The following is a 13,465-nucleotide window of genomic DNA, read 5'->3' on the forward strand; positions in this document are numbered from 1 at the left end:
ATGCCTGTATTTGCCTTGGTGGACTGCAACAACTTTTACGCCAGTTGTGAGAAGCTGTTTCGTCCTGATTTAAAAGATACGCCGGTTGTGATGCTGTCCAACAATGACGGCTGCGTGGTTGCACGCTCGCGTGAAGCTAAGTTACTCGGTATTAAAATGGGCGTACCCGTTTTTCAAATAAAAGCTGAAATGCAGCGCAATGGTATTTTGGCATTCTCGTCCAACTATGCGCTGTATGCAGATTTAAGTAGTCGAGTGATGCGCACTTTGGAAGAGATGGCACCACGAGTAGAGGTTTACTCCATTGACGAAGCGTTTTTGGACTTAACCGGTATTGAGTCTGCCATATCTCTTGTCGAGTTCGGACAACAAGTGCGAGAGCGCATAGGCCACTGGATTGGGATCACCGTCTGTGTAGGGATTGCACCGACTAAAACACTCGCCAAACTGGCAAACCATGCCGCTAAAAAGTATCCAGCCACTCAGGGCGTTGTAGACCTGACCAATCCAGAACGGCAACGTCGATTGCTCGCATTAGTTCCGGTTGATGATGTTTGGGGCGTTGGTAGACGGCTTTCTAAGCGTTTAAATACGTTGGGTATCACCACAGCCTTAGACCTCGCCAATGCCTCTCCTAGAGCCATCAGAGACCAGTTTTCGGTGGTTTTAGAAAGAACCGTCAGAGAGCTCAATGGTGAGTCGTGCATTGAACTTGAAGAGATCCCGCCAACTAAGAAGCAAATCGTCTGTAGCCGTTCATTTGGCGCAAAAGTAACGCAATTTGAATTGTTACGTGAGGCCGTATGCGAATACGCAACCCGCGCCACGGAGAAGCTACGCAAAGAACAGCAGCAAGCCAAAGTGATGACCGTGTTCATACGAACCAGCCCCTTTAAGGACAACGAGCCGCAGTACAGCAATTCCGCATCCGGTGAGTTACTGATCCCCAGTTGCGATACGCGGGATTTTATCGAGCTGGCCAATCACTTACTCAAGCGAATTTGGAAGGATGGTTTTCGTTATGCCAAAGCGGGCGTCATGCTGTCTGACTTTTACGATCCTAGCATGTTTCAACCAGGACTATTCGATGACGTATCGACCCGCTCTAATAGCCAACAGTTAATGTCTGTATTGGACACCATTAACCAAAGCGGTGCCGGAAAGGTTTTCTTTGCTGGACAAGGTACGAAGAAAGATTGGTCGATGAAGCGAGAGCATTTGTCTCCCGCCTACACAACACGCTGGGACCAGTTGCCGAGAGTGAAGTAGCGCAGTTAACTCAATAGGCATTCACTCTGCGACGCAGCATGTTGAGCTTATCTACTTGGCGTCGAACATCACTGAAGAATTCTTCTTTCTCCATGGCCAGCGCTAACTCCCATTCTTTGGCTAGACCTTGGCAGTCCAAAAATGCGTATCTCAGCTTCGTCTTTGAAATACGCAGTCCCTTACTAAAGACCACGCGCTTGCCTCGTTGACCGTGAAAACTGTTGATGTACCACTCTATGCCAAAGCCATACTTAAAGTCTCTGATACGGACACCAAGCAGGCCCCAATCTTTAAAGGGCTCATTCTCTCGAACCTTGTAATGGGTAACCCAAAAGTCATCAACTTCAGCTCTTGCCAGTGCTTTTAGCCTGTCCGTTTCTTGCTGAAGTAAATCTGATACCTCTGCTTTCCATTGTTCATTGACGATTTCTACCAAACCAATTTCCTCACCCAATTAACCCCAAAAGCCAAAACCACTATCCGTTTGGCTTTTGGATCGAAACGCCAAACGTAAAACTACCGTCACAATCACTGTTTGGCGTCTCGATATAAATCAACTCGCGCAATCCCATACCTGACAAGGGATACAGCCCGATTTCACTTAAAAACGCCTAAAAAGACGTATCGTCATGAAGATACAAACCGTTTGGCGAGTTCAGGCCAGAATGCAAACGACGTTTGGCGTCTCGATTTTTTTGGCTCAGTCATCCGCCGCCAAACAGCGCCTATTCTCATACTTTTGCGAAAATGCAATAGGCAGATAGATGAAAGGATTTGTCACCTTTCTGCCCACCGCCAATGCACCGAATCCTGATAATGACATTTGAGTGAACCGCCAGAGCACTTGGAAATGCCCAAGCGTGGCCAGTGCGGTTGATTGAAAACCGTTAGAGCACTTTGAGTGCACAGGAGATAAGTATGTTTGTACTAGGCGTAGATATCGGTTACTCAAACCTGAAGCTGGCAATTGGCCAATCAGGCAGTGAACCGAAAACCATTATTCTGCCTGCGGGTGCCGGTCCTGCGGATCGTATGCCAGAGCGTATCGGTGGAGGCGATGATGAAACTTGTTTGTATGTATCTGTCGATAATGAGCGTTGGGCCGCTGGTGTGCCTGCTGGACGCCTTCAAGGCTGGGAACGAGAGCTTCACCCGGAATATCCGACCACAAAAACCTATAAGGCGCTTTTTCATGCCGCCTTGTTAATGGCTGAAACTGAGTCCATCGATTTGGTTGTCACTGGATTACCGGTTTCCCAGTTTCATGAACCACAACGTAAGTCTGACCTTGTGCAGCGTTTAAAAGGTGTCCATCAAGTAACGCCTAAGCGCAGCATCACAGTTCATGATGTCAAAGTGCTGCCGCAGCCTGCCGGTGCCTATATGGATCTGGTTCAAACAGGTGGTGATTTGGGCTTGATTGAAGAAGGTCGCGTCGTCGTCATAGATCCCGGCTTCTTCTCTGTTGACTGGGTTGCCCTTGAGGCCGGAGAAATTCGCTACAGCTCATCAGGAACCAGTCTTCAGGCAATGTCCGTGCTACTGGAAACGATTGATAAGCTGATTTCAGAAGATCATGGTGCCAAAGTCGGAATGGATCGACTTGAAAAAGCCATGAGAACCGGCGACTTGCAGGTCCTGCTATTTGGAGAAAAAGTCGATATTTCACCTTATCTGAATGCTGCCACGAAAAAGGTAGCGCCTATTGCTCTCACAGCCATGCGCCAATCTATGCGCGACGAAAGCATTAATGCGGACTTGGTATTGATCGCTGGGGGTGGAGCCTTGGCTTATAAGGAAGCGGCCAAGGAGATTTTTTCACGAAGCAAGATCATCGTGCCGGAACAGTCTGTTTTGGCGAACGTCCGAGGCTTCTGGTTTTATGGGGCCTGATCATGAGAGTTGTCGTCAACATTCCCCCAGGGAGCCACCCTGAACTGCTCAAAGAATTAGAAAAGACGCCGCCACGGGAACGCGCTGAGCGTCTGCGGATGCTGGCCACCTTTGGGTTAATTCACATGAGCCAACCCAATCTATCCACGATATCTGTACCGGTGGATGGCATTGCACCAGATGGTGAAGTTACTTCTATGAGTACAGCGCCAGAACCCAAAGAAGAATCACGTAAACAATCATTAAAATCCAAACTAGGGCTGGGCTTATAACATGGCGTTATCAGTTAGCTGGCTCGATGCCAGGTTAAATAAAGAAGCAAAAGAAACCGTAGTAAAAGCCGACCGTGATGGGCTAAGTGCTCGGGTATCGCCCAAGGGCAAAATTGTTTTTCAGTTTCGTTATCGTTTCGATGGCAAGCAACAGCGGGTAGACATTGGTACTTACCCACTTATGAAGCTTGCTGAAGCTAGGAATGAGCTGGATAGGTTAAGGGCGGTACTCGACCAGGGCAGAAACCCCAAGCTCTACCTACAGCAGGAACGGGCCAAGTATTCTGCCAATCAAAGCTTCGAATCGATTTTTCGAGACTGGATAGACTCTGCCGGTAAGCAAGGGCTAAAGGAGAAAACGTGGCACTACCAAAAACGCAGCAGTGAAATATATTTGCTGCCCCGACTTGGCAAGTACCCATTAACTGACATCAATGAATTGTCCTTGCGAAACTGTCTTCGTGAGGTTTCGGAGTCGTCCCCTTCAAACACAGAACGTCTGGTGTCTGTGCTGCACAAGTTTTATGACTGGCTGATTGATGAACAAATTTTGGAAATTAACGCTGCCGCTGGGATCACAGCAAAAAAGGTTGGCGGTAAAAAAGGCAAACGAACTCGGGTGCTAAATGACAACGAGATCAGGATACTTTGGCGCTATTTGCACGAGTCAAAAATCACTGAGAAGAATCGCATCTACATAAAACTGCTTCTCTTATTGGGCGGTCGCAAGGGCGAACTCATTCAAGCTGAAAAGCATCACTTTGACTTGCAATCTGCAATGTGGACAGTGCCCATAGAGATCCGCAAACAAGGTGAGAAAATTGGAGCGCCGATCATGCGGCCATTGATAAGGCCTGCTATTGAGCTGATTGAACTAGCGATGCAGATGAGCAAATCAACTTACTTGTTTCCCGCGAACGGACAAGAAGAGCTTGCCACAAATGGCTTTGATACCACTATTCCTAACAATGTGAAAATCTGGGCTCGCAGGTCGCTTGGTATTGAGATGGAACACTGGTCTATGCATGATCTTCGCAGAACGATGCGAACGCGAATGTCTGCCATCACGACGCAAGAAGTTGCCGAGTTGATGATTGGCCACAGCAAAAAAGGGTTGGATGCTATCTACAACCAATATCAGTACCTGGATGAAATGCGTCATGCTTACGACGTTTGGTATCAACAGCTAGAAACCATCATCGAGCCGACAGGCTTTCCATTCAACTGGCGTTTCGGACAGTAAAATAAAAGAAAGAGGCTCAGTCCTCTTTCTTCTCATACTCCTCCAAGTCTTCAATGTGCCAAAGCTTGTTTCGTGTATTTCGGTTGATACGAGGTTGCGGCAAGCTGCCATCTTTTATTCTTCGCCAGAGCGTCGTATAGCTAATGTGGTAACGAGCCATCACTTCGTAAGACGTTAGAAAAGGGGTTACCTGGTGCGCTACTGCTGTCATCTGCATTCTCCTGAAAATCAATGTAAAGCTATCATCGCCTGATTAATCACTTGTTGATGGTCAGAAAGATGCATGATTTGTTCAGAAGATCAGGTCCATACAAATGAACTTTTAGGACAGCAGGAAAGCAACCGTTAACCAATTCGACCGGCAAACAATTAGAGATAATCGCGAACGTCTTACCATCATTTCTCGATTTTTAGCAGGAAAAATATAGGTAAGTTTTGGCCAAAACCCAGTCGCTACAAGGCCTACAGCTAGGGCTGTGTCATGGAATTTCGCTAAAAACGGTAAATATGGCGATTTGTACTCAAGTTTGTACACACTTTCCGAGGTTACGCTTGAACATCATTGAAAAGCAAAGAAACGAGAAAAAGACAAAAAGCCTTTAAATTCAGTACGTAGAGATGTGATAGTGGTGTGCAATGAAAGGTGGTTTTAAGCGTTGAAAGGCTGGGCGGCATCAGGGTGAGAAATAATCGCAAAGGTACGTCTATCGCTTACTTCATTAAGAAAATTCTGGTCTGCCATTAAAGTGTTCTTTTAGGTTATACGCGAGTTCTATAAGCACTCGACATAAAAGCCAGCGCTCAACCCCGTTATGTTAATCGTGATTTCGTTGGCGACTATTTTCGCTGATCTCGGCTTTATAAACAATCAATGCCTATGGAATTAATTACTATTTAAACATTCAGTTACTAAAAGCATAATAAAACCAACACTTACAAATGATTTGCATTACCATTACTAATAACAATAAAATAACCACCCAAATAAATTCTAGTGCAAATCCTCCAGTGCTGTTTTTTTAAGCACATGCAAGTTTCGATTTAAAGATAATAGAGCCTTAAGAATGATAGAGTCTAAAGAACTGCAATTTAGTATCGGTGACCGTTCACTATTAACAAACTTTTCAATGACATTTGAGCCTGGGAAAATTTACGCCCTGGTAGGTCACAATGGATCGGGCAAATCCACCCTTTTAAAGTTACTTGCTCAGCAACAAAAACCCACTGCAGGCAATATTTTATTAAACAGTAAAAGGATTACTTCATGGTCTCAAAAAAAGTTCGCTCAGCAAGTGGCGTATCTGCCTCAACAAACACCTTCTACAGATAGCCTTTCTGGAAAAGACTTAGTCAGCTTTGGTCGCTACCCTTGGCATGGGTTACTTGGACGATTAAACCAAGATGATGAACGATATATTAACGAAGCAATGACGCTGACAGATACGCAAAGCTATAGAAATAGACTGGTCGACACTTTATCTGGAGGCGAGCGTCAACGCTTATGGCTAGCCATGTTACTAGCTCAACGGACACAATATTTACTTCTTGATGAACCACTTTCTGCCTTAGATATTGCCCATCAGATAGACATGCTCGATCTCATAAGAAAACTCAGTAAAAAACTCCACTTAGGAGTCATTATCGTTATCCATGATATCAATATGGCGGCACGCTTTTGCGATCACATAGTGGCTCTTCATAGCGGTAAAATGATTGCCTCAGGCTCTGTGGAAAGTATTTTCAATCAAGATCAATTACAAAAGATCTACGGTATCAAAATGCATATTTCAGATCATCCCGCTGGCTATCCTATTGCTATGCCCTACTAATGAAAAAAGTCTTCATGAAAACAAAGCCATTTACTTTTTTGACTCTATTTTTTGCTTGTTGCACCGCCAACATTCTTCACGCGGAACAAGATAAACCGCTTAAGATTATGTCAATTGACTGGACCCAAACGGAAACACTTATTGCCCTTGGCGTACAGCCAATTGCCATGGCCCAACAATCAGGCTACGACACTTGGGTTAAAGAACCTGCCATACCAAGCTCAACGGCTGATGTGGGGTTAAGAACCCAACCAAATCTAGAAAGGCTATCAGAACTCAAGCCAGATAAAATTTTCATTTCACCTATGTTTACTTCACTTGTTCCTAAGCTTTCCCATATCGCCCCTGTTACTAACTTCACCCTTTATAAACAAGGTAACATCTCATGGGATGGTTTTAAGGACTTCACTCGTAGGCTTGCCAATGAGACCAATACGCAAGCAGAAGCGGAAACTCTGATTACCTCCTCAGAAAAAAAACTCGCAAATCTAGCAGATCAAAACACCAAAGATACACCACCATTACTGATGATCCAATTTATGGACAGTCGCCATGTCCGAGTTTTTGGGGACAACAGTATGTACAAGGTTGCGGCGAATAAAATTGGCCTAGAAACCGCGTGGAAAGAAGAAACCAATGCTTGGGGATTTTCGCTTGTGGGCCTAGACAAGCTGATGAACACCAAAAGCCAAATCATCATAATTAAACCAATACCAGTTGGTGTTAAAGAAAACTTACAGCAAGATCTTTTTTGGCAATATCTAGTAAAACAATCAGGCCAACCCGCTTTAATAGTCGAACCTGCATGGAGTTTTGGTGCTATCCCTTCCACCGTTCGCTTTGCTGAATTACTCACCAATACTTTAAGCCATAAAGAGAAACAATAATGCGAGTTTTCCCTATTAGCTTTATCCTAATACTCACCATAGGTGTTGCATTACTGGCGGGTTGGCAGCTATCACTCAATGACTCATTCACCAATAACCTAGCAAGCTTACTGCGACCGAATTGGCTGTCAGACAACTCAATCAAACTTCATTTGACTTGGTGGCCACGACTCTTTAGCACTTTAATTTGCGGTGCTGCATTGGCAATAGCAGGCCTATTAATGCAACAGGTATTAAGAAACCCTCTAGCCTCACCAACCACACTTGGTGTAGCAAGTGGCGCTAGCTTTAGCCTAATGATGGCAACACTCTACGCTCCATGGTTGATTGAACTATCCTACAGTTTAGTTGCTATGGCAGGCGGCTTAATTGCCATGGGGATTGTTTTTACTCTTTCTTGGCGCCGTGCACTCTCGCCGACTATTGTGGTTATTTCAGGGTTGATCCTTAACCTCTACTTTGGCGCTTTCAGCTCAGTTTTACTTATTATGAACCAAGAAAAATTAGCAGGGCTGATGATCTGGGGGGTTGGCTCGTTAGTGCAAACAGGTTGGGATAATGTTTTCTATTTGACTCCTAGAATTTTTGTTCTCATTCTTATTGCGTTTCTTTTCGTCAAACCTTTAACACTCTTACAACTGTCTGAGTCTGGTGCAAAAAGTTTAGGCGTATCGCTCGCTAAACTTAGAGTCATCTGTCTAGGCCTTGCCGTATTATTAACCTCTTTGGTTGTTGCCACCGTTGGTATAATAGGCTTCATTGGGCTGGCTGCACCAGCCATTACTCGCCTTATTGGTATTCATAGGTTGCTGCCAAAATTTCTCGTTTCCATGTTCATCGGCGCGCTATTACTTACCCTAACAGATTTAACAATACAGCACTTACCTGGACTTATGTCTATCATGTTACCGACAGGCGCCGCTACTGCTGCTTTAGGTGCTCCTCTCATGCTTTGGTTGCTTCCCAAATTAGCAATGCGCAATCAAACCCACACAGAAACCGTTCTAACTCGTCACAGCGAGCAAGGACGATACCTTAGCAAATACACCATATGGATTGTTCTTAGCAGCCTTGTCATTGGCTTATTTCTTTTCTCAAGCCTATCTATTGGAAACCATGGCTGGAGCTGGATATTTACAACACAAGATTGGTCTGTATTAGACTGGCGACTCCCTCGCCTACTGGCAGCCATTTTGGCAGGCACCATGCTTGCAACCGCAGGAACCATAATTCAACGCCTAAGCGGCAACCCAATGGCTAGCCCTGAAGTTATTGGCATAAGCTCAGGAACTGCGCTAGGTGTTATTGCGGCACTATTTTCAGGCCTAAGTACAAACTTACTAGGAATGTATATTGGTGGTCTAATTGGCGCACTCTGCGCTGTTAGTTTAATAATATTGCTCAATCGAAAATCTGGCTTCCAACCAGAAAAGGTCTTGTTAACTGGTGTTGCCATAACAGCATTAATGGGAGCAGTGCAAACAATCGTTTTAGCTGGCGGCGACCCGAGAAGCTATCAGTTACTTGCCTGGTTGGCTGGCACGACATACTACGTCACGGCAGATGCCCTCATCCCACTATTCTCGGTGACATTCATTTTGCTCACTATTACTTTTATTTGTCATCGCTGGCTAGACATTTTGCCTTTGGGTGAAGCCAGCGCTCGCGCTTTAGGAATGAACGTCTCTCGCTCAAGAATGCTGCTATTGCTGCTCGTTTCAGGACTAACTGTCAGCGCAACATTAGTTGTCGGTCCTCTCAGCTTCATCGGTTTAATGGCCCCACACCTAGCTCGTTTATTAGGTTTCAGCCGAGCTAAAGAACACCTTATCGCTTCTATTTTAGTTGGCAGCACACTTATGCTCTTTTCTGATTGGCTTGGAAGGCAGGTTCTTTATCCCCAAGACATTCCAACCGGCATGGTTGCTTCTATTATCGGCGGACTCTATTTGATGTGGGGACTACGCCGACTCTAAAAGGTGTCGTTTCTAAACCAGAGGTAGAGTAAAAATCAAATGAGAATAATAACACAAATCAAAAATATTAATTTAAAGAAGGCGCTATGAATTTACTTCGACAGCTAGCCAATAACCAATTAAAGGCTCTCTCTCTTGTCGTATTACTTAGTATTGCAAGTGCATTACTTACCTTAGGCGTCATTGCCTTTATCCAACACAAACTATTAAATACAAACAATCTAACATCGACTGTTATGTGGCAGTTCTTATTGTTATTAGTAGCGTTACTAACCATAGCGACATGGGCTCAAGTTGCTCTGCATAAATTAGGACATCAATTTGTCTACTTAAAACGTTGTCAACTCATCAAGCAATTGATTAACACCGACATTGAACAAGTCGACAATATTGGTAGCGCTCGTCTTCTAGCATCATTAAGTACTGATATTCGTAATGTCACTGTGGGGTTCGTCCATCTACCTCAGCTCATTTATGGTATTGTGCTATCCATAGCAGCAATGACCTACCTTGCATTTTTATCATTTCCGCTATTTGCTATCAGCTTAATCATACTTTCTCTTACAGGCTTAATTGGCTTTGGCCTCGTCGGTAAAATCACTTTTCATATCAGACAAGTACGTGAATATGACGATAGGTTATATAAGGATTATCAAGCGATTATTGATGGTCGAAAAGAGCTTGCTCTCAACCCAAGCAAAGCAAAGCGCTACTTCGAAGAAGAGTTTGATCCGAATGCACAGCATTATCGAAATCAGATAACGCAAGCAGATACCTATAATGGCTTTGCCGCTAATATGGCAAACACCTTAATCTTAGCCCTTGTTGGCATGAACTATTACGCCGCGCTAGGTTTGCACTGGGCAAGTTTAGAAGTTGCCTCTGCTTTTGCTCTCGTTATCCTCTTTATGCGCGCCCCCTTGATGACGGCAATAGCTTCTCTCCCCACCTTGGTCACAGCAAACATTTCAATCAAAAAGCTTGAATCTTTGTCTCTTAATAAAAAAGCTGAGTTCATTCCGCAACAAACAAAACATCATCCGTTCAAGACACTTAGCCTGAAGCAAGTTACTTATCAATACAAGGCACACTCAGCAGATAAACCCTTTCAAGTTGGTCCAATTGATTTCTCGGTCCAACAAGGAGAAATTCTCTTTATTGTCGGTGGTAATGGCAGTGGAAAGTCTACTTTTGCACGTTTATTAACTGGCCTTTACCGCCCTCATTCAGGAGAAATCATTCTCAACAGTGAAACGGTTAAAGCAGAACAATGGCCAATATACAGACTGCAATTCTCTGCTGTTTTTAGCGATTACTACCTTTTTCATCAGATTGCCGATAGCTATGGCAACAACATCGACGATGACATCATTGATGAGTGGTTAACCTACCTAGAAATGATTCATAAAGTCTCACATCAAAATGGCCATCTATCAGACACTCGCTACTCCCAAGGGCAGCGCAAACGACTCGCATTACTTATGGCTGTGATGGAACAGCGTGGCTGCATCCTACTTGATGAATGGGCAGCTGACCAAGACCCAAGATTTCGAAAATTTTTCTACCGAAAATTACTGCCTCGGCTAAAAGAACGTGGCGTGACCGTTATCGCGATTACTCATGATGATAAATACTTCGATACTGCTGATCGGGTTTTCAAAATGGATATGGGCAAACTAAATGAACTAAACATTTCAGAACCGCAACAAAACCACTCTATTTTTTCTCACATCATTTCTTAGAAATGTAAACCAACAACCTACAAGAAAGGAAAGGACATGAAACCACGCTTTACACTGACCCCGCTGTCATTTGCTATTGCTTTGGCACTATCAACAAACATTGCCCATGCGGAAGAGATGGGAACACTTGTAGTAGAAGGTGATACAGAACAAAGTTCAACATCGAATAACTTTAACTATGTCAGTAAAGTTGCTCAAACAGCGACAAAAACAGACGAACAAATCACTAAGATTCCTCGCGCCGTTTCTGTGGTTACTAGAGAACAAATGGATGATCGAGCGCCGATCAGCATCTCTGACGCACTACAATATACGCCAAGCATCCAAACCAACTTTTATGGTGAAGACAACAAACAAGATTGGTTTGTAATTCGTGGCTTTAAACAAGCTAACAACGGTCTATACCAAGACGGCACTCGCCTATATTCTTCCAGCTTTTATAGCTGGCAAATCGACCCTTTCATGCTAGAGCGTATCGAAGTATTACGAGGCCCTGCATCAACACTAAATGGCCAAACACCACCAGGCGGCGTCATTAATGTCATCAGTAAACGCGCTCAGCTTGAAGAAGATTTTGGCTCTGTTACAGGCACCATAGGTTCTAATGACCGCAAAGAAATTAACCTTGATGTCAATAAAGTCATCAATGACAAATTAGCTTTTCGCATGGTAGCAATCACCCGTGAAAATGGTACCAAGGTCGATGAAGTTGAAGCAAACCGAACACTACTTGCTCCTTCTTTTGCATGGAAAATAAGTGATGATACCAAATTGACTGTGCTAGCCAGCTACCAAAAAGACGACTCTGATCCCTATCTGCAATTTTTACCGATAGAAGGCACTTTAACATCTAACCCAAATGGTAAAATTGGCTATGATACAGCCTTAGGAAATGCTGATTGGGAAACCTTCCAACGTGAGCAAACCTCTGTAGGCTACGAGTTAGAACACGCCTTCAATGACAGCTTAAGCTTCCAGCAGTCTGCGCGTTTTAGCCATATGGATATTAATCTACGCCAAGCATATTTTGGACGATATTCAGCCGATGCTCCCAGCGTAGGCGCGCTTCTTGATCCTACTGGATCAAGAAGCGACATTATCAGAGCCGCCACCACCGCTGATGGTGATTCCGACGCATTTAATATTGATAACCGCTTTATTTATACATTTAACTCAGGCAGTACAAAACACACCTTGCTAGCAGGTATCGATTATCAAAGTATCGACGTTAACAATAAAGACTATGCAGCAGACCCTATCATTGCTGATGGAAACAATCCTATAGCTGGGCTAGGGCTTACAGGTAACCCAAACTTTAATATTTACAACCCAAGCTACAGCAACAATATCGTTTTACTCAACTCCAGCACATTCGCCCCCCTCACTGATGCCGATCTGCAAACTACAAAGACTAAAAACCGCCAGTTAGGTTTCTACCTTCAAGATAAAGCCAATATCACAGACAAATTCACCGTGATGGCTGGCGTTCGTTATGATGATACCAGTAACGAAACCAACAACACGTCGACCAATAGCAAAACAGACATAGACCTTCACGAGTGGACAGGGAACTTAGGCGCTTCCTATCAGCTCGATAACGGTCTGGTGCCTTATGTTAATTACGCTCAATCCTTCACCCCTATTCTTGCTCTAGATGCGAACAACAATCCAGCAAAACCGGAAAAAGCAGACAGTTACGAACTGGGTGTAAAATTCAAACCACAAAGCTTTGATGGGCAATTTGGTATCGCGGCATATCAAGTCACTAAAGAAAATCTAAGCAGCGGATCCAGTGGTACAGCTAACTTCCGTCAGTTAGGAGAAGTACGTAATCGAGGCATTGAATTTGAAGCTGTTGCCAATCTAAACAAAGCGGTCACTTTAGTCGGCACATTGAGCTATGTAGATTCCGAAATAACCAAAGACACTAATAGTTCTAATGTAGGAAAAACACCGGCCCAAATCGCTAACAAACTAGCTTCTGTATGGGGTAACTACCGCTTTATTGACGGTATACTCGATGGTTTAAAAGTCGGTGCTGGTGTACGTTATATCGGTGAGACCTATGCGGATAACACTGAAACAAACAAAGTACCGTCTTACGCCCTTGTTGATGCCATGGCAAGCTATCAAGTTGATAATTACAAGTTCCAATTAGTGGCAAAGAACTTATTTGATAAAGAATACGTCGCTACTTGTGGTGATGGTTTCTGTTACTATGGTGACAGCCGTAACATCATGGCCAGCGTGACTTACGACTGGTAAGCGTTCTAATTGAAAGGCTCTTCTAACTTTAAGAGCGCTTCTAACTTTAAAAGCGGTTCAAATCTAAGGGCCTCGAATAATAATGTTCG

At 44.1% G+C, this 13,465-nt stretch carries 11 protein-coding genes; 9 read left to right on the forward strand and 2 right to left on the reverse strand.

Annotated features, from left to right (window positions below; all coding sequences use genetic code 11):
• Entirely contained in the window at positions 1-1,269 is a 1,269-nt protein-coding gene (umuC, locus tag B6N13_RS08250) for a translesion error-prone DNA polymerase V subunit UmuC (RefSeq protein ID WP_169459045.1), read from the forward strand.
• Positions 1,270-1,279: 10 nt separating this feature from the next.
• Here umuC and mobI read toward each other — a convergent pair whose 3' ends face one another.
• The gene (gene mobI / locus B6N13_RS08255; RefSeq protein WP_011788453.1) at positions 1,280-1,723 is read right to left on the reverse strand and encodes a conjugative transfer protein MobI(A/C); all 444 of its coding nucleotides are present in this window, start codon (positions 1,721-1,723) and stop codon (positions 1,280-1,282) included.
• 464 nt (positions 1,724-2,187) lie between these two features.
• Here mobI and B6N13_RS08260 point away from each other — a divergent pair, with 464 nt between their 5' ends.
• From B6N13_RS08260 to B6N13_RS08270, 3 genes are all read left to right on the forward strand, one after another.
• Positions 2,188-3,162, forward strand: a complete 975-nt coding sequence (locus B6N13_RS08260; RefSeq protein WP_011788451.1) for a ParM/StbA family protein — start codon at positions 2,188-2,190, stop codon at positions 3,160-3,162.
• A 125-nt stretch (positions 3,163-3,287) separates the two neighbouring features.
• On the forward strand, positions 3,288-3,434 hold the full coding sequence (locus tag B6N13_RS08265) for a hypothetical protein (protein WP_169459043.1): 147 nt from the start codon (positions 3,288-3,290) through the stop codon (positions 3,432-3,434).
• Between the two features lies 1 nt (position 3,435).
• Positions 3,436-4,677: an integrase family protein gene (locus B6N13_RS08270; protein ID WP_008305558.1), complete on the forward strand. Its 1,242-nt coding sequence runs from the start codon at positions 3,436-3,438 to the stop codon at positions 4,675-4,677.
• Between the two features lie 16 nt (positions 4,678-4,693).
• Here the strand turns inward: B6N13_RS08270 and B6N13_RS08275 are convergent, their stop codons facing one another.
• Positions 4,694-4,888, reverse strand: coding sequence for a DNA-binding protein (locus B6N13_RS08275; protein ID WP_000127614.1), 195 nt, complete (start codon positions 4,886-4,888; stop codon positions 4,694-4,696).
• 853 nt (positions 4,889-5,741) lie between these two features.
• Between B6N13_RS08275 and B6N13_RS08285 the strand changes: the two genes are divergently transcribed.
• The 5 genes from B6N13_RS08285 to B6N13_RS08305 all read left to right on the forward strand — a co-directional run bounded on the left by B6N13_RS08285 (position 5,742) and on the right by B6N13_RS08305 (position 13,376).
• On the forward strand, positions 5,742-6,506 hold the full coding sequence (locus tag B6N13_RS08285; protein WP_012068728.1) for an ATP-binding cassette domain-containing protein: 765 nt from the start codon (positions 5,742-5,744) through the stop codon (positions 6,504-6,506).
• A 14-nt stretch (positions 6,507-6,520) separates the two neighbouring features.
• A complete protein-coding gene (locus B6N13_RS08290) occupies positions 6,521-7,393 on the forward strand; it encodes an iron-siderophore ABC transporter substrate-binding protein (protein ID WP_248280270.1) in 873 nt (290 codons plus the stop codon).
• Entirely contained in the window at positions 7,393-9,369 is a 1,977-nt protein-coding gene (gene fhuB / locus B6N13_RS08295; RefSeq protein ID WP_169459048.1) for a Fe(3+)-hydroxamate ABC transporter permease FhuB, read from the forward strand. The genes B6N13_RS08290 and fhuB overlap by 1 nt, the downstream gene beginning before the upstream one ends.
• Positions 9,370-9,455: 86 nt before the next feature.
• Entirely contained in the window at positions 9,456-11,111 is a 1,656-nt protein-coding gene (locus B6N13_RS08300; protein WP_169459049.1) for a multidrug ABC transporter permease/ATP-binding protein, read from the forward strand.
• 36 nt (positions 11,112-11,147) lie between these two features.
• Positions 11,148-13,376: a TonB-dependent siderophore receptor gene (locus B6N13_RS08305; protein WP_169459050.1), complete on the forward strand. Its 2,229-nt coding sequence runs from the start codon at positions 11,148-11,150 to the stop codon at positions 13,374-13,376.
• Positions 13,377-13,465: the final 89 nt, after the last annotated feature.

The organism is Marinomonas sp. UCMA 3892 (assembly GCF_012726345.1).
In the GTDB taxonomy this organism is placed as follows: domain Bacteria; phylum Pseudomonadota; class Gammaproteobacteria; order Pseudomonadales; family Marinomonadaceae; genus Marinomonas.